Source organism: Burkholderia sp. BE12 (assembly GCF_002959955.1).
GTDB lineage: Bacteria > Pseudomonadota > Gammaproteobacteria > Burkholderiales > Burkholderiaceae > Burkholderia.
Map to the genome: position 1 here is coordinate 1 of NZ_PREY01000020.1, position 21,238 is coordinate 21,238.

Consider the following 21,238-nt stretch of genomic DNA (forward strand, 5'->3'; position numbering starts at 1 on the left):
AGCATCGCTTCGCGACGCAGGCTCGACGTGCCGCCGCCGGCGCCGGCCGGCAGCCGATCCGGCGCAGGGTTGCCGGCGCCGTTCGCTTACATGCCGAAAGCGCTGCCGGGCTACCGGGCGTGGGCCGCGGCTGCATGCCGGAAAGCGGGGCGGTTGGCGGCCGACGTGCTTGATCCGCCCACGCGGCATGCAGTTACAGAAGCGCTCGACGGTTACGTCGCGCACCGTCGCCGCAACGGCATCGAGGTAGGCGGCCGGGTCGCATCCGGCGATCCGGACGGCCGGACAAGTTTTGCTAAGACGCGCGACGCATTGCCGCGATCAATCGAACGGCAAATCCTTGCCGGGAGAGATGCGGCAAGCGAGTCGGCGACTGCAAGTAACGCATCGACGCGAGATGCGTTGCCCGGCGAATGCCGCGTCGTGGCAGAGGTGCTGCCCGATTGCAGTCATTCACGAGCTGCACGCTTGAATACATCACATTGTGATATAAAATAAAAGCAGGCCTTCGCGCCATCCTGCCTCGACGCCGCCAACGAACCCGGCCGCGCCACGCGCGCCTCGTGCCGGGCGAACGTCCGGTTCAGAAGAACCGGGCGGCGCTCACGCGCGGCGGGATGGCCGACGGGCCTCGCCGCGACCGGCGGCGCGATGCGCCGTACGGGTTCGCGGCGACGACAAGGGAAAATGACGATGCTGATAACGTTTCGGTCCTCCGCCGCCCCCGATATCGTGATGTTGCGCGATCTGGCGCAGTACCTGCTCGGGCTGGTCGGCAAGGGGCTCGACATACGCGGTGTGATTTCCACCGACGAATTGCCGGGCGCGATCGCGCGGCTCGAACAGGCGGTCAAGGACGATGCGGCGCGCGAACGGGCTCACGAGTATTCGACGCTGGGGTTGCGCGATGGTGCGTCGCCGCATGCGAACGGGCTCGCGCAGCGCGCGTGGCCGCTGCTGGACATGATGCGTGCGGCTCATGAACAGGGCCGGCACGTGATGTGGGGTGTGTAGGCGCGCAGCGCGCGCGTGCCGCCCGCGGAACCGAACCTCCGCTGAAAGGCCGATGGCTTCGCGTCTCGACCGACGCGCGTGCCGTCGGCCGATTTTTTTGCGCGCCGGAATTGCCTGCGCGGTTACGGATGACGATGCGTATGCGAGCGCTGTGAGCGCCGCGCCGAGCGGTGCAGCAGCCTGTCGCGCGTGCGGTCGCGGCCGCGCCGGGTCGCGAAGAACAGCACCGCGAACACGAGAATCGCGAGCAGCACGAGGGTCTGGACGATACCGTTTTCCATGTCGCCTCCGGCGGAATGGGGACGCGGGATGCGCGACCGGCCGTCAGCCGGCGGGCAGGCAGGTGCTGGCGAGCTTCGTGTCGATGAAGCGCTTGGCCAGTGCGATCGACACCCTGAGCGCGTCCGCGTCGTCGCGGAACACGTGATGCTTCGGGTCGAGCAGGTGCGTTTCGTGGCGGCCGCGCGCATCGCGCCAGCACACGACGGCGAGCGGCTGGTACAGCGCGCCGAGTTCGAGCCCTTCGCCGGCCACCGGATCGACGAACGCGACCGCGCGGATCTCGCACTGGCGATAGGTCAGACGGAGCGGCGATGCCATGAGCGTCTCCGTGGCGGGCGTGGGACGTTCCGGCCCCGCGCGGCGGCCGACCGGACGAACGGCTGCCGCGTCGCGGTCACGTCAGCATCGGCATCGCTTCGATCAACGCGATGCCGAGCAGCGCGCCGAGCGCGGCGCCGATCAGTTTCGGATGCCACCGTTCGAGATGCAGCGCCGTCAGCAACGCGCCGAACAGGATCACGCCCAGCAGCGCGAATGCAATCACGAGGTAACCGATTTCGAAATCGTTGTTGATCAGCATGATGTCTCCTTCCCCATGTCGGCGTGTCGTGTGCGGCGGTGTCTTGCTCGTGCCGCCGACGTCGCACGCCCGATGTGCCTGACTGAATTATATATCACAACATGATATAAAAAATGATCGCCCCGGATAAGGCTACGCACCGCGACATGCCATCCCGCGGCGCCCGCGAGGCCGGCCGTCACGGCTTGCCGGGTCGCGCGCCGGCCTTGCGCCCGGCGGCTTGACGCTCGCCGGCACGTCACCCACACTGGGCCGCACGACGGCACACGCCCGCGGGTGGCGCGGGCGGCCGTCATGCGTGCGTCATGCGGGTCGGGCTGTCGCTCCGGCGCGTGGCGCCAACGCCCGGTAACGAACGCGCGGAGAGTTTCGACGTGGTGCGTTTTCCTTCCCGATGGACCGGCTGCCTGTTCGCGTGCGCCGTGGCGCTCGGCGCGGGTACGGCCGTGGCCGATACGCGCGACACGGGCGATTCGCACGACGCGGGCGAGACGGCGCCCGTCACGCTCGTCAGCGACGTCCACGAATTCGTGATCCAGCACGACGGTTCGCTCGACGAGCACGACGATTCGACGCTGCGCGCGAACGACGCGAACGGTATCGACGCGGTCGCGCAGCGCTACGTGTGGTTCGACAAGAATCTCGAGAAGGTGGAGTTGCTCGCGGCCGAGACGATCGACCGCGACGGCGTCGCGCATCCGGTCGGCGCGGACGGCATCCGCGACGTGCAGGAGCCGCGCTCGGCCGGCGCGCCGACGTTCCAGGACGGGCTGCTGCGCACCGTCGTGTTTCCCGGCGTCGAAGCCGGGTCGAGCACGCGCGTCGCGTTCCGCAAGACCCGCACGAAGCCGGTCAATCGCGGCTACTTCGGCTACTACGTCGAGCCGTCGCGCGAGCCGGTCGACCGCCAGCGGCTGATCTTCGACGTGCCGGCCGACATGCCGCTGTATGCGGACGCACGCGGCTACGTCGCGCTGCCGCCGGTCACGGCGAACGGCCGCACGCGCTACGAATTCGACTACCGGCACGGCGCGTACGATCGCATCGAGAGCGGCGCGGTCGGCTACCCGACCTACGGCGACCGGCTCGTCGTGTCGACGCTGCCCGACTACGCGGCGTTCGCCGTGCGCTACCGCGACGCAGCCGTCGACCCGAGCGCGAACGATCCGGCCGTCGTGCAACTGGCGCGTGCGCTCACGGCGGAGGCCGCCGATCCGCGCGACAAGGCGCGCCTGCTGTATGACTGGGTGCAGGCGAACGTGCGCTACGTCGGGTTGTTTCTCGGCGAAACGGCCGCCGCGCCGCATCGCGTGACCGACATCCTGCGCAACCGCTACGGCGACTGCAAGGATCATGTCGCGCTGTTCGGCGCGTTGCTGGCGGCGGTCGGCATTCGCAGCGAACCGGTGTTGATCAATCTCGGCGCCGTGTACACGCTGCCATCGGTGCCCGGCTACGGCGGCGGCGCGATCAATCATGCGATCACGTGGCTGCCCGATCTCGGGCGCTACGCGGATACGACGACGGCCGGCATCGCGTTCGGCTACCTGCCGCCGATCGTGATGGATCGGCCCGCGCTGCTGGTCGATACGGGCGTGCTGTCGCGCACGCCGGCCACGCAGCCGCGCGCCCGCACCGCGCGCCTTGCGATCGATGCCGCGCAGCCCGGCGCCGCGCGTTTTCAGGCTTACGTCGAGGACGAAGGCTGGACGGCCGAACTCGAACGCAACCTGTTTCGCCGCGCGTCGCGCGACCGCATCGCGCAACTCGCGAACGAGCGCCTGCGGCAAAGCGGCCTGCGCGGCCGCGCGCACCTGTCGACCAGCGACCGGCGCGTGTCCGAGGGCCCGTTCGACGTGACCGTTACCGGCACGCTCGATCATTTCGTGTGGCCGGACGGCACGACCGCGTTGCCCGCGCTGTCGAGTCTGACGGGCGGCATCGCGACGCAGGTCGAGACCTGGCTGGCCGAGCCCGTGCGCACGCAGCCGTGGGGCTGCCTCGGCGGCACGTTCGACGAGACCGGCCAGATCGCGTTGCCGGCGGGCGTCGCCGTGACCGATCTGCCGGCCGATGCGGCCGTGCACGACCGTTTCGTCGACTTCACGTCGCATTACGTGTTCGATGCGGCCGCGCGGGTCGTGCAGGTCACGCGGCGGATGAAGGCGGATTTCGGCCGGCAGGTGTGCACGCCGGACGAGTTCGCCGCGCTGCGCGCGTCGCTGGAGCGCATCGAACGCGACACGCAGGTGCAGATCGTCGTGCGGGCGAAGCAACGTTGAGCGGCGCGGGCACGGCGTTCGCTCCGGACAGGCGAATGACCGCAATCGCCGACGCGCAGGAGGGACATCATGACGGAGCGGGACCGCGAAATCGCCGAACTCGCGAAGGAATTGCTGGGGCGGATCGTGCAGGGGACGGTCGCGACCGGCGCGGCAGTCGATGCGCAGCAGTGCGCGACGCTCGCCGTGCAGTGCGCGACGGCGCTGGTCGACCGGCTCGACGCGCTGAAGTGACGCCCGGCGGGCCGCCACCGCCACAGGCGTCGGGGCCGCGCGTCGGGCGTTACGCTTCGGCGGGCACGTCGCCGTCCGCGCGCACGGCGCCCGGCGGCTTGCCGACCACGCGCTTGAACGCACGGCTGAATGCGGCGAGCGAACCGTAGCCGAGCCGGTATGCGACGGCTTCGATCGTCTCGCGGTCGCGCGCGATCCACTGCGCGGCGAGCCGCATCCGCAGCTCGGTCAGGTAACGCACGGGCGTCATCCCGGTGGCCGCGAGGAAGCGCTCGGCGAACACCGAGCGCGACACGCCCGCTTCGGTCGCGAGTTCCGCGACGCTCCAGTTGCGGCCCGGGTCGCGATGCAGCGCGACGATCGCGCGGCCGAGCTTCGGCTCGCGCAGCGCCTGCACCCAGCCCGTCGCGTCCCCGCATCCGCACTCGACCCAGCCGCGCACGATGAACGCTGCGACCACGTCCGCGAGCCGCGCGAGGATGCCCGCGAAACCCGCGCGCGCGGTGCACGCTTCGCGCTCCATCGCATCGAGCATCGGGCGGATTTCCGGGTAGCGCGCGAGCAGCGTGCCCACGTGCATGAACTCGGGCATCGTGCCGACCAGCGGCTGCATGCCGCCGAGGTCGAGTTCCATGCACGCGCTGAAGATCAGCGCGTCGCCGGCGCCGGGTTCCGTGGTCGCGCAGGTCGCGGGCGAGACGCCGGCCGACGCCACCGACGCGACCGTATCGCAGATCTTCGCGACCTCGAAGCCGTTGATCTCGCGGCACGGCACATCCGGATCGGACACCAGCGCGTGCATGCCGCCGTGCGGCAACAGGATCGCGTCGCCGCCCTCGAGCCGCATCGTGTCGCCCGACGCGTCGCGCAGCAGCACCGGCCCGCGCACGACGAAATGGAACTGCGCGCGGCCCGGCGCATGGCCGAAGTTCAGTCCGAACGGCCGCGCGACCTGGATGCGGCGGTACTGGACGCCGCTCAGGCGCATCCCCAGCAGCAGCTCGCTGACGAGGTCGTGCACGTCTGGAATCGGGGGCAAAAGGGACTCGGACATATCGAGATACGGACGTTCGATCAACAAGAACGGATTGTATGTCATAGACCGTCCTGTCGCTGTTCCTTACGATACGCCCTTATCAGTATTTTCCCTAACCGACACGGAACCACGCATGAATCCCGGAATCTCCTCGGCCGCCTCGACGGCGGCCACCCGCGAACCGGCCTGGGGCGCGGTATTCGCGATGGCGCTCGGCGTGTTCGGGCTCGTCACGGCCGAATTCCTGCCGGCGAGCCTGCTGACGCCGATGGCCGACAGCCTCGGTGTGACCGAAGGCGTGGCCGGACAGGCCGTCACGGCCACCGCCACGGTCGCGCTCGTCACGAGCCTGCTGATCTCGGCGCTCACGCGCACGATCGACCGGCGGCGCGTGCTGCTCGTGTTCTCGGTGCTGCTCGTCGCATCGAACCTCGCCGTGGCGTTCGCGCCGAACTTGGGCGTGCTGCTGTTCGGCCGCGTCGTGCTCGGTATCGCGCTCGGCGGGTTCTGGACGATGGCGACGGCCACCGCGATGCGGCTCGTGCCGACGGCGATGGTGCCGCGCGCGCTGTCGATCATCTTCAGCGGCGTGGCGGTCGCGACCATCGCGTCCGCGCCGATGGGCAGCTACTTCGGCCACCTGATCGGCTGGCGCAACGTGTTCCTGATCGCGGCCGTGCTCGGCGGCATCGCGTTCGTGTCGCAGATGATCACGCTGCCGTCGATGCCGCCGAGCGGCACGACGCGGCTGCGCACGCTGATCGACGTGCTGCGCCGGCCGACCGTCGGCCTCGGGATGTTCGCGACGATCCTCGTGTTCACCGGGCATTTCGCGTTCTTCACGTATCTGCGGCCGTTCCTCGAACAGGTGGCGGGCGTCGGCGTGAACGGGCTGTCGGCGATCCTGCTCGGCTACGGCATCGCGAACTTCGTCGGCACGTCGCTCGCGGGCCGCGTGCTCGAACACCGGCTGCGGCCGATGCTGATCGCCATGCCCGCGCTGATGGTCGTGCTCGGCATCGCGCTCGTCGTGCTCGGCCGCGCGCCGATGATCGACGCGGTGCTCGTCGCGTTGTGGGGAATGGCGTTCGGCGGCGTGCCGGTCGCCTGGTCGACGTGGGTCACGCGCACCGTGCCCGACGAGGCCGAGAGCGCGGGCGGGCTGATCGTCGCGGCGATTCAACTCGCGATCGCGACGGGCGCGGCCGTCGGCGGCGTCGTATTCGACGCGAACGGCGCAGCAGGCGTGTTCGTCGGCGCGGCGATCGTGCTGGCGGTGGCGGTCGCGACGATCGTGACCGGCGTGCCGAAGCGGGTTGGCGTGGTCGCGACCTGACCCGCCCGGCGGCCCGCGCTGCACGGGCTGCCGGGGCCGGGCGATCGTCCGCGCGTCAGGCGGCGTCGGTGCCCGCGATGCGGTCGAGTTCCGCGAGCGCGTCGGCCGGCAGATCGACGTCGGCTGCCGCGAGATTCTCGCGCAGATGCGCGACCGACGACGTGCCGGGAATCAGCAGGAGATTCGGCGCGCGGCGCAGCAGCCATGCCAGCGCGACCTGCATCGGCGTCGCGCCGGTACGGGCGGCGACGCCGGACAGCGTCGACGACTGCAGCGGCGAGAAGCCGCCGAGCGGAAAGTACGGCACGTAGGCGATGCCGTCGCGGGCAAGCGTGTCGATCAGGGCATCGTCGCCGCGATGCGCGATGTTGTAGTGGTTCTGCACGCAGACGATGTCGCAGATCCGCCGGCCCTGTGCGACCTGCGCGGGCGTGACGTTGCTCAGGCCGATGTGCCGTACGAGTCCGCGCCGCTGCAGCTCGGCGAGCGCGGCCAGCGGCGCTTCGATCGATCCTTCGGCCGGCCCGTGCGCGTCGAACATGATGCGCAGGTTGACGATGTCGAGCACATCGAGCCCGAGGTTGCGCAGGTTGTCGTGTACGGCCTGTTCGAGCTCGCCGGGCGTCAATGCGGGCAGCCACGACGCATCGTCGCCGCGTCGCGCGCCGATCTTGGTGACGATCACGAGATCGTCGCGATACGGATGCAACGCGTCGCGAATCAGCCGGTTCGTGACGTGCGGGCCGTAGAAGTCGCTGGTGTCGAGATGGTCGACGCCGAGTTCGACGGCTTCGCGCAAGACGTTCAATGCCGCGTCGCGATCCTTCGGCGGGCCGAATACGCCGGGGCCCGCAAGCTGCATCGCGCCGTAGCCGATCCGTTTGACGTGGCGATCTCCGAGCCTGAAGGTGGCGGGGTAGGGAATGTCGGGCATGACCGTGCTCCTGTCGATGGGATGAATGCGTTCAGCATAGGGATGAGTCGTCTGCGCGATAAGCGGGCATAATTCGCACGGGTTGTACGAAAAGGCGAACAATGCAAACCGATCTGGGCGATCTGAACGCGTTCATGGCCGTGGCACGCGCCAGCGGATTCCGCGACGCCGCACGCATGACGGGCCTCAGCGCGTCGGGGCTGAGCGAGGCCGTGCGCCGGCTGGAAGCGCGGCTCGGCGTGCGGCTGCTGCACCGCACGACGCGCAGCGTCGTGCCCACCGAAGCCGGCGAGCGCCTGCTCGCGCGCCTCGGGCCCGCACTGACCGAGGTGGCGGCGGCGCTCGACGGTATCGACGAATTTCGGGACCGACCGGCCGGCACGCTGAAGCTCAACGTGCCGGTCAGCGCATCGCGGCTCGTGCTGCCTGCGATCGTGCCGCGCTTTCTCGACGCGTATCCGGATATCCGGCTGGAAGTGATCGCCGACGAAAATTTCGTCGACGTGCTGGCGGTCGGATGCGACGCGGGTATCCGCTACGACGAACGGCTCGAACAGGACATGATCGCGGTGCCGATCGGCCCGCGCATCCAGCGATTCGCGACCGCGGCGGCGCCCGGCTATCTCGACCGGCACGGCCGGCCGCGGCATCCGCGCGACCTGCTCGACCATCGGTGCCTGCGCGGGCGCTTCGCCAGCGGCGCGATGCCGCCGTGGGAGTTCGAGCACGACGGCGAGGTCGTGCGGGTCGAGCCGGCCGCCGGCCCGCTGCTGGTGCAGATCGGCGGGGCGACGGAGCTGATGGTCGATGCGGCGATCGCCGGTACGGGCATCGTGTATCTGTTCGAAGACTGGCTGCGCCCGCATTTCGACAGCGGCGCGCTCGAACCTGTACTCGAACCGTGGTGGCGGCCGTTCTCGGGCCCGTTTTTGTACTATCCCGGGCGGCGTCTCGTGCCGCCGGCGCTGCGCGCGTTCATCGATTTCGTCAAGGAATCCTGAGCACCGTCAGCGCACCGGCGCGTGCGCGTCGAGCAACTGCCGGTGGCGCGCGTCGGTCGCATCGTCGACGGGAAACATGCATTCCATGCGTAATTCCTGCGCGGCCGCGCCTTGCGGCGTGCCGATCGTCGTGACCAGCGAGAAGTAACGCAGCACGACGCCTTCGTGGATGAAGCCGATCGGGACGACCGGCAGCGAGGGCGCGGCGGCCGGCGCCGGCGGCGTGTTCCAGTCGCGCGGCGTATCGGGGCAGGCGAGCAGGTCGTCGAGCAGGCGCCGCGTGCCGTCGTCGATCACGCGGCCCACCGATTCGCGGTGCACGCGTTGCAGCAGGCTGCGCGACACGGTGCTCCAGTCGGCCACGAACGGCCGCATGCCGTGCAGATCGAACATCAGACGCAGCAGGTTGCGCGGCCCGTCGCGCGCCGGCATGTCGATGAAGCACCCGAAAAAGCGCGGCGCCGCATCGTTGGTCATCAGCACGTTCCAGTGACGATCCATCACGATCGCCGGAAACGGCTCGTGCTGGCGCACGACCCGTTCGAGCGCGCGGATCACGCCGTGCATCTCCTGCGCATCCCACGGCGCTTCCGAATACATCGGCGCATAGCCGGCCGCGAGCAGCAGCGCGTTGCGCTCGCGCAGCGGCACGTCGAGCGACTGCGCGAGCGTCAGCAGCGTGTCGCGGCCCGGCACGCTGCGCCCGCTTTCGATGAAGCTGATCTGGCGCTGCGAGATACCCGCGTCGAGCGACAGGTCGAGCTGGCTCACGCCGCGCACGTCGCGCCAGTCGCGCAGCAACCGGCCCAGTTCGTGCGGCGGTGGGTTCGAGGCGCGGCGGCGGGTGTTCATCGGCGTTCCCTGGTCGTTCCGTGATCGACGCGAACGACTATATCGAACTCACGCGGCGTGTGCATGCCACGCGAAAGCGTCGAACGGCGCTTCGAGCGCCGGCTGAGCGACGCTGCCGACGTAGTTCGTGATCGTCGACGCGGCCACCACGGCGATGACTTCCAGCAACTGCTCGGCGGTAAAGCCGGCATCGAAGAACGATCGGCGGTCGGTATCGGCGAGGCGGCCGCGGGTGTCGATCAGCGCGCGCGCGGCGGCCGACAGCGCGGCCAGGGTCGCGTCGGCGGGCAACTCGCCGCGCCGGATCGCATCGACGTCGGCCGTGGGCACGCCTTGTTTCAGCGCGAGCGCCGTATGGAAAGCGACCGGCCACTCGCTCGCGTTCGTGACTGCGTTGGTGAGCAGGAGTGTCTGGATCTGCGGCTCGGTGAGACTGCTCGCATGCACGCGCTCGAACAGGCCGATGAAGCCGTTGATCAGCACCGGCGACGCGGCCATTGCCGCCGCGATGTTCGGAACCGCGCCGAAGGCTTGCCGGAGTTGCTGGAGGACGGGCTTCGATTCGGCCGGCGCGGAATCGATCGTGTGAAGCGGATAGGCGGACATGATGTCTCCGGGCGATGGGCGCTGCCGGAAGGGCGGCGCGACACCCGAAGCGTAGAAGCGGGCGCGTCGCGCGCCAATTACATGCGATGTAATCGTTTGACGGGGCGGCGGCGGACGCCCGCCGCCCCGTGAATCCGTCAGACGCCCTGCTTGACCAGCGCCGCCAGCGTCTTCATCGCCTGCAGGTACGGATACGGCCCGTGGCTGATGCGCGCCACGCCGTATTCCGCGAGATCGGCGAGCGTCGGCGTTTCCGCGACGCGCATCACGTTCACCGGCAGCGGCGACGCGGCCGTCAGTGCGCGAATGAGCGCCGGCGAGCGCAGGCCCGGCACGAACAAGCCATCGGCGCCGGCCGCCGCATAAGCGCGGGCGCGTGCCAGCGTCGCATCGAGCAAGCGTTCGTCGTGCGTATCGGCTGCCGCGAGGAAAAACACGTCGGTGCGCGCGTTGATGAAGTAGTCGGCGCCCGCGCGATCGGCCGCCTGCCGGGCCGCCGCGAGACGGGCCGACGCGGCGTCGACGTCGCGCAGTTCGCCCGTCGACGGAACGCTGTCTTCGAGATTGCAGCCGATCGCGCCGGCCCGGATGCTCATCGCGATCGTCTCGGCGACATCCTCCGGCCGCTCGCCGTAGCCGCTTTCGAGATCGACGGTGACGGGCAAGTCCGTCGCGCGCACGATCCGCTCCAGCACCTCCATCATCAGTGCGCGCGGCATCTGCTCGCCGTCGGCGAAACCGTTGGCAGCCGCGACCGACCAGCTGCCGGTCGCCAGCGCGACGGCGCCGGCGTCGGCCACCGCGCGCGCACTGCCGGCGTCCCACACGTTGAACAGCGCCAGCGGCTGGCCCGCACGGTGAAGCGACCGGAAAGTCGCGCCTTTCTCGTTGTTGCCCATGTTCGTCTCCTTGTGGATACCGGATCGGTTGTCGTGCCGAGCGATATTGCCACCGAATCGGGCGGTGCGACGGGGCCCGGCCATGTCTGCTGACAGCGCGTGGCAGGAAGTGCGCGCGACCGCCGCGGCGCGATCCGTGCGCCGGCTCAGTCGCGCGAACCCGGATCGATCGACAGCGTGCGCAACTGGCCGCGCAACTGATCGACTTCGTCCGCCGCGAACGGCCGCTCGATCTCGGCATGCGCGTGCCGCCACAGCGGGAACGCTTCGGCCAGCAGGTCGTGTCCGGCCGGGGTCAGCTCGAGCAGGCGGCTGCGCCGGTCCTCCGGATCCTGCGCGATCGTGACGAGGCCGCGCCGCTCGAGCGGCTTGAGCGCCGCGGTGAGCGTGGTGCGGTCCATCGCGAGCAGCGACGCGACCGATTTCATCGGGGCCGGTTGCGGCCGGTTCAACGACATCAGCAGCGAAAACTGGCCGTTGGTGAGATCCAGCGGGCGCAGCACATCGTCGAAGATGCGCGCCAGATTGCGCGCCGCGCGCTGCATGTGCAGGCACAGGCAGCAATCGCGCACCATCAGCGTCGTTTCGAAGGGAAGCTTTTCTTTTCGTGCCATGTTGCAATTGTGTTGATATCAACCTATCTTGTCAAGGTCGAGGCGCGGCAACCCGCCGTGTCCGTCATCGGAGGAGAAGGCATGAGTGCGCAACAACAGTTGTATCTCGCCGTATTTCTCGGGACCAAGGATAGCCCCGCGATGAAGGCCTGGCTCGCGCTGGCGGAGGAAGAGCGGCGCACGCGCGAGCGCGACGGCATTGCCGCCTGGCATGCGTGGGTCGAGCGCCATCGCGACGCGATCGTCGAGCTGGGCGGGCCGCTCGGCAAGACCAAGACCATCGACGCAGGCGGCATCCACGACACGGCCAATGCACTGAGCGGCTTTACCGTCGTGCGGGCGGCGTCGCACGACGCGGCCGCCGCGCTGTTCGAAGGTCACCCGCATTTCACGCTGTTCCCGGGCGTGTCGATCGACGTGATGCCGGTGCTGGCGATTCCCGGCGCATGAGCGACGCGCGATGCCGGGCACGGCACGTCGCTTCGTCCGACGCGCGGCGGCCCGGCCGCAGACATCTTTCCGACATTCTGGATGGAGATTGGCGATGAAGCTTTACGGATTTGCCGGCACCCGCTCGCAACGGGCGCTGTGGGGGCTGAAGGAACTGGATGCGGATTTCGAATTCGTGTCGGTCAACCTGCTCGAGGGCGAGCACAAGCGGCCCGAATTCCTGCGCCTCAATCCGGCCGGCAAGGTGCCCGTGCTGGTGGACGGCGACCTCGTGATTCCCGAATCCGCCGCGATCGTGCTGTATCTCGCGGACAAGTACCCGGAGAAGGCGCTGCTGCCCGTCGATCCGGCGCTGCGGGCGGAGGCCTATCGGTGGGTCATGTTCGCGGTGACGGAGCTCGAGCAGCCGCTGTGGCGGATCACGCGGCATACGTTCCTCTATCCGCCGGAGAAGCGCTCCCCGGCCGATATCGAACTGGCGCGCGAGGATTTCGCCACGATGGCCGTGATTCTCGACAAGCATCTCGAAGGGCGCGAGTTCATCGTCGGCGATGCGCTGACGGTGGCCGATTGCGTGACGGCCTACCTGATCGACTGGGCGAGCGAATGCCACTTGATCGAACCGTTCCCGCAATTGCGCGCGTATCTCGAACGGCTGTATGCGCGGCCGAAGGCGCCGCAGCGGATCGCGGAGACGAGGAAGGCGGCGTGAAACGGGTGGTGGGTCATGCGCCGCATCGGCATGACCCGCCTCGTTCGCCCATGATCAGGACACCATATCGGGTCCGCCGAGCGCACGGCACAGCATCGCCAGGTCGCGCAACGTAAGATGCGGCGTCGCCGGATGCGGCGAAGCCTGTTCTCCTTCCGCCCGCGGCTCGCGCACGACCCACGCGGCCTGAAGCCCCGCATTCAACGCGCCGACGATATCGAGGTGGAAGTCGTCGCCGACATGCAGCAATTCGGCCGGACGTACGTCGAGTGCGTCCGCCGCCGCATGGAAGATCTCGGGTTCCGGCTTTGCGAAGCCGAATGCACGCGCGCTGAGCGTCGTGCGGAAGAATTCGCCGCCGCCGGTCAGCCGGAGATCCGCGTTGCCGTTGGTGACCGCGATCAACGGAAAGCGGGCGCTCAACCACGCCAGCGCCGGCAGCGCGTCTTCGTAGAATTCGACGCGGTTGCGCGCCGCATAGAAGACGTCGTAAGCACGGTCGGTCAGCGAGACGTCTTCGTTCGCGCGTTCCAGCGCGAGCCGGATCGACCCGATTCTCATCGCGCGATAGTCGCCGGCGAGATCCGGGCAGGAACGTTCGTATTCCTCACGTAGCGCACCGAGTGCCTGTTGCGTCGACAGCACGCTCGCGGTATTGGGCGCGTGCTCGATCAGCCATGCGCGAAGCGCCGCCTCGGCCCGGACGACGGACGGCCCGAACGGCCACAGGGTGTCGTCGAGGTCGAACGAGAGGGCGGAGACATTGGCGAGACGCATGGCGGTCGAAAGCGGAAAGTCGTTTTACCAGGGCCACGGAACGGAGGTTCCGGTGCCGTTGTCGAGGGCGTGCCGATACAGGAAGCGCGCGACGGTCAGGTCCTGAAGCGCGAGCCCGGTCATGTCGAAGACGGTGATTTCGTGCGCAGCACGGTCGACCGATGTCGCACCCGCGAGGATGTCACCGATTTCCGTACGCGGCAAATCGGGCGCCCACTGGCACTCGCCGATGCTGCGCGCCTGGTCGTGATCGTCCACGACGATGCGCGCGCGTTCCAGCACGCCCGCCGGAAGTTCGCGCTTGCCCGCGGTATCGGCGCCCACGCAGGTCAGGTGGGTGCCCGGCTGAACCGCATCCGCGTCGAACAACGCGCCGCCGCCGGGCGTGGCCGTGATCACCACGTCGCTATGGGCGACCGCATCGTTCCGGTCGCGCGCCGCGCCGATCTCGCACCGTTCGACGAAGCGCGATTCGAACGCCGGGTCCGGCTCGCCGTCGACGTTCACGTACTGCACCGTGCACCGCCGCGGCAGCAGGCTGAGCGCGTAGTCGAGCTGCACGCGCGCCTGCACGCCCGTGCCGAACACGCATATCCGCGTGCTGTCGCGGCGCGCGAGCAGTTGCAGCCCGAGGCCGCCCGCGGCGCCGGTCCGCGCGGTGGTGATCGCGTTGCCGTCCATGATGCACAGCGGCCTGCCCGTCGCCGGGTCGAACAGTGCGACGGTGGCCTGATGCGGCTCGCCGCCGCGTGCCCGGTTGCCCGGCCAGAACCCGGCGGCCTTGAAGCCGAGCAGATCCTGACCGGCGACGTCGCCCGACTTGATGCCGAACACGCCGCCGGTATGCAACTTCTCGCGCACCACCGGGAATACGCGTCCGGCCCTTTCACTGTGCAGCACGAAGGCTTCGCGAACGGCCGCCATCACTTGCGCGGCCTGCAGGGCGGGCTCGACGGCATCGCGGTCGAGGAGAAGGAGGCGGGCGTCGGTCGGCATGGTCGGGGTGCCTGTTGGGCACGAGACGAATCGAGAATATTTAAAGTTTGTCCAGAATTGGATGAATTGTCAATTCACGGATGACACGGCATGGACGTCGGCTTCGCTCACCAGCCGTAGAAGCGCGGCCACGTCTGCGTGTCGCCGTCGTCGCCAACGGCCTGATATTCGGGATGTTGCGCGCCGGTGGCGCACGCGTGATTCGGCAGGATGCGCAGGCGCGTGCCGATCGGAAACCGCTGCGCGATACCCGTATCCGGCGCGCCCGAGCGCGACACGATCCCGTGTTCCTGGTTGGCGGCGCTCATCACGTAGTCGCCGAGCACTTCGCCGGCTTCGGTGCAGATCTGGCCGTAGCCGAAATCGCGCGCCTGGCGCTGCGTGCCGCGGTCGCGGCTCATCGCCATCCAGCCCGCGTCGACGATCGCCCAGCCTTTCTCTTCCTGGTGACCGATGACGGTGGTCAGCACCGTCAGCGCGATGTCGGACAGTTCGCACACGCCGATGTTGTGCATCACGAGGTCGAACATCACGTACACGCCGGCGCGCACTTCGGTCACGCCGTCGAGCCGTTCCGCCGCCAGCGCGGTGGGCGTCGACCCGATACTCACGACCGGGCACGGCAACCCGGCTGCCCTCAGGCGCTCCGCGGCCCGCACGGTGCGGCTGCGCTCCTGTTCGGCGATCGCGACCAGCGCTTCGTGCGTGTCGTATTCGTAGCTGGAGCCCGCGTGAGCCAGCACGCCGCCGAGCAGCATGCCGCCGTCGGTCAGTGCGCGGCCGACGTCGATCAGCAGGTCGGACTCGGGCGGGACGCCCGAGCGGTGGCCGTCGACGTCGATCTCGATCCACACGTCGAAACGTTCGCCGTGCTCGCGCCCGAAGGCGGCGATTGCGTGCGCCGCCGGCAGGCTGTCGGCGACGATCTTCAGGTCGCAGCCTTGCCGACGCAGCGCCAGCGCCTGGCCGAGCCTGGCGGGCACCATGCCGACCGCGTAGACGATGTCGCGGATGCCGTCCGCGAAGAACTGCTCGGCTTCCTTGAGCGTCGACACCGTGATGCCCTGCGCGCCCGCCGCGATCTGCGCGTCGACGACGTGCCGGCATTTGGTGGTCTTGACGTGCGGCCGGAACCGGACGCCGAGTGCGTCCAGATGCGTCTGCATGCGCGCGATGTTGCGACGCATGCGGCCGACGTCGATCAATGCGGCCGGGGTATTGAGGGTGTGAAGGTCCACGGTGGATCCTGTTGCGAGGTTGCCGAGGTGGACACTGTAGGGCGGTTGCCCCGCATCATGTTTAATGCAGGACTAATTTGCCATTAAGTCCAATTTAACGTGCAAAATCTCGCGCATTGCGCCCCGGCTCACGCTTTGCCGCGCCACGGCGGCGGATCGAGAAACTGCCGCGCGGCGTCGAGAAACACCCGCTGCCGCGCGGAGCGGCCGGTGCGCGACGGCAACAGCGCCGTCACCGGCGCGGGCGGCAGGCTCCAGCCGGGCAGCAACCGCACGAGCTTGCCGTTCGCGAGCAGCGGCGCGACGTCCCACTCGGAGCGTTCGACGATGCCGAGCCCGGCCAGCGCCCATTCGGTGATGACGGTGCCGTCGTTGGACGACAGCGCGCCGGTGACGCGGATGACGGCAGACCGTCGCGATTCGCCCTTGACGCCGCTACCGGGCGAGAAGCGCCAGCGCGGGATGTCTTCGTCGTTCTCGCGCAGGCACAGGCAATCGTAGCGCGTCAGGTCGGACGGATGGTTCAGGTCCTTGATGCGGCGCGCGTAAGCGGGGCTCGCACACAGGAAGCGCTCGTTGGGCGCGAGCGGATAGCCGATCCACGACGACGACTTGAGGCTACCGACATGGACGACCACGTCGGCGCCCGATGCGCTGGTCAACGGGCTTTCCGACAGGTGGAGCGAGATGTCGAGTTTCGGATGCGCGCGCTGCAGGTCGCGCACGATCCGCGCGACGTACTTGCGGCCGAAGCCGAGCGGGGCGACGACGCGCAGCGTGCCCTGCACGTCGCCGTGGTCGCCCGCGATGCTGACCGGCAGCGCCTCCACGCGCTCGAGAATGCCGACGGCTTCCTGGTACAGCCGCTGCCCTTCGTCGGTCAGCGCGATGCCTTTCGGCTGTCGCACGGCGAGCCTTGCGTCCAGGCGTGCCTCCATTCGCTGCAGGCGAATCGTGACCGCGGGCGGCGTGAGGTCGAGCAGCCGGGCGGCGGCGGCAAGGGATCGCGACGTGCCGATCGCGCGGACGAGTCGGAGGTCGTCGAGGTCGAGCATTTCATGGCTCTTAATGCGGATGATGTCGAACATTAAACCGCACATCGCGCGGCGAAGCCATCGGCGTGGCGCCGGGCGGCGGCGACGAGGATCGCCGGAACGTCGCCCGCTACATCGAGTGTTCCGAATCGATCGCGACGCCCGACTGCCCGCCCGCCTACGCGTCCAGCCCGAAAATCAGCGATCGATGTGCGCCCACGCCGGCCGCCACGCCCGATGCCGATGCAAACGTCGCATTGGTCATCAGGCTCGACGCGTCGCCGGCCGCATACACGCCAGCGACGCTGGTCTGCTTCCACGTATCGACGCGAATCGCGGTGCCGAGCGGCCCTTCGTCGAACGCGCAGCCGAGCTGCTGCGCGAGGTCGCTCGCCATGTCGGTGCGCGCGCCGATGAACAACGCGTCGATCGGCACGACCTGCCCGTCGGCGAGCCGCAGCGCGTCGATACGCGGCGCATCGCCGAGGATCTCCACGACCGGCGCGCGCTCGATGCACACGCCGCGTGCAGCGAGCAACGCGGCTTCTTCCTCGTTCGCGTCGACCACGCCCTGCGTGAACCACGTCGTCGGGCCCCAGTCCGGAATCAGGATCGCCTGATGGACCGACAGCGGATGCGTGGCGAGCACGCCGAGCCGCCGGCCGCTGACCTCGTACCCGTGGCAGTACGGGCAGTGCAGCACGGTGATGCCCCAGCGTTCGGCGAGCCCCGGCAGCGCCGGCAATTCGTCGCGGATGCCGGTCGCGAGGATCAGCCGGTCGGCGCTCGCGCGGCTGCCGTCGGCCAGCGTCACGTGCAAGCGCCCGTCCGCGTCGCGTTCGGCGGTGCGAGCCTCGCCGTCGATACGCTGCACGGTCGGATACGCGGCGAGCTGCGCGCTCGCCTCGGCGACGATCTGCGCGGGCGGCTTGCCGTCCTGCCCGAAGAAGCCGTGCGCGTGTTCGGCAAAGCGGTTGCGCGGCCGACCGGCGTCGATCACGAGCACGCGGCGGCGTGCCCGCGCCAGTTGCATCGCGGCCGACAACCCGGCAAAGCTGCCGCCGATCACGATCACTTCATGATGGGAATGCATGCATCAACTCCTTTCTGAACCTGCGTGAATGACCCCGTGCTCCGCGGGCGGCCAACTCATGAAACACGAGAAGTTGCATGATAGGGCGATGGTATCATTCATGCAACTTCAGAAGTTTCGAGAAAGGGGAGTCCCGCTTGTGAGAACCGACAGCCGTTTGTCGCGCATGCTGCATGCGCTGATCCACATGGACCAGGCCGACGGCCCGCTGACGTCGGAGACGATCGCGACGATGCTGTGCACGAATCCGGTGGTCGTGCGGCGCCTGCTCGGCGGGTTGCGCGACTGCGGCTACGTGCAGTCGGAGAAAGGGCACGGTGGCGGCTGGGTGCTGAGCGTCGCGCTGGACGACATCACGCTGCTCGATGTTTATCGCGCGGTGGGCGAGCCGCCGCTGTTTTCCGATCTCGTGCCTGAGGACGAGCCCGAATGCCTGGTCGAGCAGGCAGTCAACGCGCATCTCTCGGCGACGCTTAAGGATGCCGAAGCGTCGTTGCTGGCGCGCTTCGGCGAAGTCACGCTCGGCATGCTGTCGCGCGATTTCGAAGCGAAGGCTGCTCTGCGGGGTTACACGCGCTGACGCGGCGCAGCATCGCGATCGATCACGCCTGACGTGCGATCCGGCATGATCCGGCGCGGCCGAAACCACCGCGCCGCCGTGTTCCGTCCCCCAACTTCTGACCGGTTCGCCCGTCACAGGGCAAAATACGGGTTTTCCGCACCCGCGAGGGCGCGTTCGAATCACGCGCCGGGCGGCGGCAGTGCGTATTCCGCACGCTGCTCGCCGGGCGCCCAGGCGAGATCGCTCGCCGTGCCGCGAGCCCACAGGAGTCCAGACCCCATGCCCGAATCCAACCTGTCCTTCTTCGGCCGGCTGTCGCTGGCCGTCGGCACGTTCTTCTCCGTGCTCGGCAACCGCGAGTTCGCCGCCGACGTGCTGCGCGTGCGCGACGGCGCCCCGGCTCCGGTCGCGCCGACCCCGGCGCCGGCTGCCGCGCCGGTCGCACCCGCGCCGGTGAAGGCGCCGGCCCCCGAGCTGCGCGAAGCGAGCCCGCAGGCCGCACTGCAACTGCTCGGCCTGCTGCAACGCGATGCACGCTTCATCGATTTCGTCGAGGAAGACATCGCCGGCTACGCGGACGCCGACATCGGCGCGGCCGCGCGCCTCGTGCACGACGGCTGCCGCGCCGCGCTGCGCGAACACTTCACGATCGTGCCGGTGCGCGACGAAGCCGAAGGCAGCCGCGTGACGCTGCCGGCCGGCTTCGACGCGACGGCCGTGCGCGTGACGGGTAACGTGGTCGGCTCCGCGCCGTTCACCGGCACCGTCAGCCATCGCGGCTGGCGCGTGTCCGACGTGCGCCTGCCGAAGCTGACGGGCAGCCACGACGCATCGGTGATCGCACCGGCGGAGGTGGAACTGTGAGCGATCCGCGCTATTCGATCGGTATCGACCTCGGGACGACCCATTGCGCGCTGTCGTACGTCGACAGCAGCACGAGCGATGGCGAAAAGATCGTGCAGCAGGTGCTGCCGATCGCGCAGCTCACCGCGCCCGGCGCGCTGGAATCGCGCGACCTGCTGCCGTCGTTCCTCTATCTGCCGCATGAAAGCGAACTGACGCAGGGCGACCTGACGCTGCCGTGGACGGCCGCGCGCAATTTCGCGGTCGGCGAGATGGCGCGCACGCGCGGCGCCGGCACGCCGATCCGCCTCGTGTCGAGCGCGAAGAGCTGGCTGTGCCACCCGGGCGTCGATCGTCGCGCGGCGATCCTGCCGAGCGATGCCCCGCCGGAAGTGGCGCGCGTGTCGCCGCTGGAAAGCTCGATCCGCTACCTGACGCACCTGCGCGAGGCGTGGGACCACGCGCATCCCGACGCGCCGTTCGCCGATCAGGACGTGACGGTCACGATCCCCGCATCGTTCGACCCGGCCGCGCGCGAACTGACGGCGGAAGCCGCGCGTGCCGCCGGCTACTCGCGGATGACGCTGCTGGAAGAGCCGCAGGCCGCGCTGTACAGCTGGATCCAGAAGAGCGAAGGCGGCTGGCGCAAGCAGGTGCAGGTCGGCGACCTGATCCTGTGCGTCGACGTCGGCGGCGGCACGACCGACCTGTCGCTGATCGCGGTGGTCGAGCGCGACGGCAATCTCGAACTGCATCGCGTGGCCGTCGGCGAGCACATCCTGCTCGGCGGCGACAACATGGACCTCGCGCTCGCGCACGTGGTCGCACGCAAGCTCGCGCAGCAGGGCACGCAGGCCGATCCGTGGCAACTGCGCGCGCTGACCTACGCGTGCCGCTCGGCGAAGGAAACGCTGCTGTCCGATCCGACGACCGACGCGGTGCCGCTCGTCGTGCCGAGCCGCGGCTCGAAGCTCATCGGCGGCTCGATCCGCACCGAACTGACGCGCGCGGAACTCACGCAGACGATCCTCGAAGGCTTCTTCCCGCAAGTCGATGCCGCCGCTCGCCCGGTGAGCCGCGCGCGCGTCGGCCTGACGCAGCTCGGCTTGCCGTATGCGCAGGACGCCGGCATCACGCGCCATCTCGCGGCGTTCCTCGGTCGTCAGGTCGCGGCGCTCGACACGCTCGAAGGCGTGCAGCGCACGCTGCCGCAGGGCGCGACGTTCCTGCATCCGACCGCCGTGCTGTTCAACGGCGGCGTGTTCAAGTCCACGCTGCTCACGCAGCGCGTGCTCGACACGCTCAACGACTGGCTCGCCGCCGAAGGCGCGCCACCCGCGCGCCTGCTCGAAGGCGCCGATCTCGATCTCGCGGTCGCGCGCGGCGCGGCGTATTACGGCTACGTGAAGCGCGGCCGCGGCGTGCGCATTCGCGGCGGCACGGCGCGCGCGTACTACGTCGCGATCGAATCGGCGATGCCCGCGGTGCCGGGGCTCGAGCCGCCGGTGCAGGCGCTGTGCGTCGCGCCGTTCGGAATGGAGGAAGGTTCGGACGCGGCGCTGCCGCCGCAGGAGTTCGGCCTCGTCGTGGGCGAACCGGTGCAGTTCCGCTTCTTCGGTTCGTCGGTGCGCCGTCAGGATCAGGTCGGCACGCTGCTCGACTACTGGTCGCCGGAAGAGCTGCAGGAACTGGAGGAAATCCAGGCGACGCTGCCCGCCGAAGGGCGTACGGTCGGCGAAGTCGTGCCGGTGAAGCTGCATGCGCGCGTGACCGAAGCCGGCACGCTCGAACTCGAGGCGATCCCGAGCGGCACGAACGAGCGCTGGAAGGTCGAGTTCGACGTGCGCGGCGCCGCCTGAGCGC

Annotated in this window: 25 protein-coding genes; 11 read left to right on the top strand and 14 right to left on the bottom strand. The window is 69.2% G+C overall.

Features of this window, described 5'->3' with window-relative positions; translation table 11 throughout:
- Both C4B30_RS35895 and C4B30_RS22015 read left to right on the top strand, forming a co-directional pair.
- Positions 1-498, top strand: a 498-nt coding sequence (locus tag C4B30_RS35895; protein WP_234015452.1) for a hypothetical protein, incomplete at its 5' end; no start/stop codon positions are given.
- 195 nt (positions 499-693) lie between these two features.
- Complete coding sequence (locus C4B30_RS22015) at positions 694-1,014, top strand: DUF1840 domain-containing protein (protein WP_105133052.1); 321 nt, start codon at positions 694-696, stop codon at positions 1,012-1,014.
- A gap of 122 nt (positions 1,015-1,136) precedes the next feature.
- Here the strand turns inward: C4B30_RS22015 and C4B30_RS35700 are convergent, their stop codons facing one another.
- From C4B30_RS35700 to C4B30_RS22025, 3 genes are all read right to left on the bottom strand, one after another.
- Positions 1,137-1,295 carry a hypothetical protein gene (locus C4B30_RS35700; RefSeq protein ID WP_199779080.1) on the bottom strand — a complete coding sequence of 53 codons (159 nt, stop codon included), beginning with the start codon at positions 1,293-1,295 and terminating at the stop codon, positions 1,137-1,139.
- A gap of 43 nt (positions 1,296-1,338) precedes the next feature.
- Positions 1,339-1,614 carry a hypothetical protein gene (locus C4B30_RS22020; protein WP_027782283.1) on the bottom strand — a complete coding sequence of 92 codons (276 nt, stop codon included), beginning with the start codon at positions 1,612-1,614 and terminating at the stop codon, positions 1,339-1,341.
- Between the two features lie 76 nt (positions 1,615-1,690).
- Entirely contained in the window at positions 1,691-1,876 is a 186-nt protein-coding gene (locus tag C4B30_RS22025) for a hypothetical protein (RefSeq protein ID WP_027782284.1), read from the bottom strand.
- Positions 1,877-2,250: 374 nt separating this feature from the next.
- On the opposite strand from C4B30_RS22025, the gene C4B30_RS22030 reads away from it, so the two are divergent.
- Positions 2,251-4,158: a DUF3857 and transglutaminase domain-containing protein gene (locus C4B30_RS22030; protein ID WP_105132974.1), complete on the top strand. Its 1,908-nt coding sequence runs from the start codon at positions 2,251-2,253 to the stop codon at positions 4,156-4,158.
- A 69-nt stretch (positions 4,159-4,227) separates the two neighbouring features.
- Entirely contained in the window at positions 4,228-4,392 is a 165-nt protein-coding gene (locus C4B30_RS35705) for a hypothetical protein (RefSeq protein ID WP_179235100.1), read from the top strand.
- Positions 4,393-4,441: 49 nt separating this feature from the next.
- Here C4B30_RS35705 and C4B30_RS22035 read toward each other — a convergent pair whose 3' ends face one another.
- Positions 4,442-5,491, bottom strand: coding sequence for an AraC family transcriptional regulator (locus C4B30_RS22035; RefSeq protein ID WP_105132975.1), 1,050 nt, complete (start codon positions 5,489-5,491; stop codon positions 4,442-4,444).
- 70 nt (positions 5,492-5,561) lie between these two features.
- On the opposite strand from C4B30_RS22035, the gene C4B30_RS22040 reads away from it, so the two are divergent.
- Positions 5,562-6,764 carry an MFS transporter gene (locus C4B30_RS22040; protein WP_105132976.1) on the top strand — a complete coding sequence of 401 codons (1,203 nt, stop codon included), beginning with the start codon at positions 5,562-5,564 and terminating at the stop codon, positions 6,762-6,764.
- Between the two features lie 55 nt (positions 6,765-6,819).
- Here C4B30_RS22040 and C4B30_RS22045 read toward each other — a convergent pair whose 3' ends face one another.
- Entirely contained in the window at positions 6,820-7,698 is an 879-nt protein-coding gene (locus C4B30_RS22045) for an aldo/keto reductase family oxidoreductase (RefSeq protein ID WP_089501244.1), read from the bottom strand.
- Positions 7,699-7,799: 101 nt separating this feature from the next.
- Here C4B30_RS22045 and C4B30_RS22050 point away from each other — a divergent pair, with 101 nt between their 5' ends.
- On the top strand, positions 7,800-8,699 hold the full coding sequence (locus tag C4B30_RS22050; protein WP_027782289.1) for a LysR family transcriptional regulator: 900 nt from the start codon (positions 7,800-7,802) through the stop codon (positions 8,697-8,699).
- A 6-nt stretch (positions 8,700-8,705) separates the two neighbouring features.
- Here the strand turns inward: C4B30_RS22050 and C4B30_RS22055 are convergent, their stop codons facing one another.
- The 4 genes from C4B30_RS22055 to C4B30_RS22070 form a co-directional block, all read right to left on the bottom strand.
- Positions 8,706-9,551, bottom strand: a complete 846-nt coding sequence (locus C4B30_RS22055; protein ID WP_105132977.1) for a helix-turn-helix domain-containing protein — start codon at positions 9,549-9,551, stop codon at positions 8,706-8,708.
- 48 nt (positions 9,552-9,599) lie between these two features.
- Entirely contained in the window at positions 9,600-10,157 is a 558-nt protein-coding gene (locus C4B30_RS22060; protein ID WP_105132978.1) for a carboxymuconolactone decarboxylase, read from the bottom strand.
- Positions 10,158-10,294: 137 nt separating this feature from the next.
- The gene (locus C4B30_RS22065) at positions 10,295-11,056 is read right to left on the bottom strand and encodes an isocitrate lyase/PEP mutase family protein (protein WP_027782292.1); all 762 of its coding nucleotides are present in this window, start codon (positions 11,054-11,056) and stop codon (positions 10,295-10,297) included.
- 146 nt (positions 11,057-11,202) lie between these two features.
- Complete coding sequence (locus C4B30_RS22070) at positions 11,203-11,670, bottom strand: MarR family winged helix-turn-helix transcriptional regulator (RefSeq protein ID WP_105132979.1); 468 nt, start codon at positions 11,668-11,670, stop codon at positions 11,203-11,205.
- Positions 11,671-11,751: 81 nt separating this feature from the next.
- Here C4B30_RS22070 and C4B30_RS22075 point away from each other — a divergent pair, with 81 nt between their 5' ends.
- Complete coding sequence (locus tag C4B30_RS22075) at positions 11,752-12,120, top strand: YciI family protein (protein WP_027782294.1); 369 nt, start codon at positions 11,752-11,754, stop codon at positions 12,118-12,120.
- 94 nt (positions 12,121-12,214) lie between these two features.
- Positions 12,215-12,832 (top strand): glutathione S-transferase family protein, encoded by a 618-nt coding sequence (locus tag C4B30_RS22080; RefSeq protein WP_027782295.1) that lies wholly within the window; start codon positions 12,215-12,217, stop codon positions 12,830-12,832.
- 54 nt (positions 12,833-12,886) lie between these two features.
- Here C4B30_RS22080 and C4B30_RS22085 read toward each other — a convergent pair whose 3' ends face one another.
- The 5 genes from C4B30_RS22085 to C4B30_RS22105 form a co-directional block, all read right to left on the bottom strand.
- Positions 12,887-13,609, bottom strand: a complete 723-nt coding sequence (locus C4B30_RS22085; protein ID WP_105132980.1) for an HAD family hydrolase — start codon at positions 13,607-13,609, stop codon at positions 12,887-12,889.
- Positions 13,610-13,633: 24 nt separating this feature from the next.
- Complete coding sequence (locus C4B30_RS22090) at positions 13,634-14,605, bottom strand: ornithine cyclodeaminase family protein (protein WP_105132981.1); 972 nt, start codon at positions 14,603-14,605, stop codon at positions 13,634-13,636.
- 107 nt (positions 14,606-14,712) lie between these two features.
- On the bottom strand, positions 14,713-15,843 hold the full coding sequence (locus tag C4B30_RS22095) for a DSD1 family PLP-dependent enzyme (protein WP_105132982.1): 1,131 nt from the start codon (positions 15,841-15,843) through the stop codon (positions 14,713-14,715).
- 128 nt (positions 15,844-15,971) lie between these two features.
- The gene (locus C4B30_RS22100) at positions 15,972-16,931 is read right to left on the bottom strand and encodes a LysR substrate-binding domain-containing protein (protein WP_105132983.1); all 960 of its coding nucleotides are present in this window, start codon (positions 16,929-16,931) and stop codon (positions 15,972-15,974) included.
- A gap of 124 nt (positions 16,932-17,055) precedes the next feature.
- Positions 17,056-17,970 carry an NAD(P)/FAD-dependent oxidoreductase gene (locus tag C4B30_RS22105; RefSeq protein ID WP_105132984.1) on the bottom strand — a complete coding sequence of 305 codons (915 nt, stop codon included), beginning with the start codon at positions 17,968-17,970 and terminating at the stop codon, positions 17,056-17,058.
- 139 nt (positions 17,971-18,109) lie between these two features.
- Between C4B30_RS22105 and C4B30_RS22110 the strand changes: the two genes are divergently transcribed.
- The 3 genes from C4B30_RS22110 to C4B30_RS22120 all read left to right on the top strand — a co-directional run bounded on the left by C4B30_RS22110 (position 18,110) and on the right by C4B30_RS22120 (position 21,234).
- Positions 18,110-18,550: an RrF2 family transcriptional regulator gene (locus tag C4B30_RS22110; protein ID WP_027782301.1), complete on the top strand. Its 441-nt coding sequence runs from the start codon at positions 18,110-18,112 to the stop codon at positions 18,548-18,550.
- Between the two features lie 261 nt (positions 18,551-18,811).
- The gene (locus C4B30_RS22115) at positions 18,812-19,396 is read left to right on the top strand and encodes a DUF2760 domain-containing protein (protein WP_027782302.1); all 585 of its coding nucleotides are present in this window, start codon (positions 18,812-18,814) and stop codon (positions 19,394-19,396) included.
- Positions 19,393-21,234 carry an Hsp70 family protein gene (locus C4B30_RS22120; RefSeq protein WP_105132985.1) on the top strand — a complete coding sequence of 614 codons (1,842 nt, stop codon included), beginning with the start codon at positions 19,393-19,395 and terminating at the stop codon, positions 21,232-21,234. Before C4B30_RS22115 ends, C4B30_RS22120 begins: the two co-directional genes overlap by 4 nt.
- Positions 21,235-21,238: the final 4 nt, after the last annotated feature.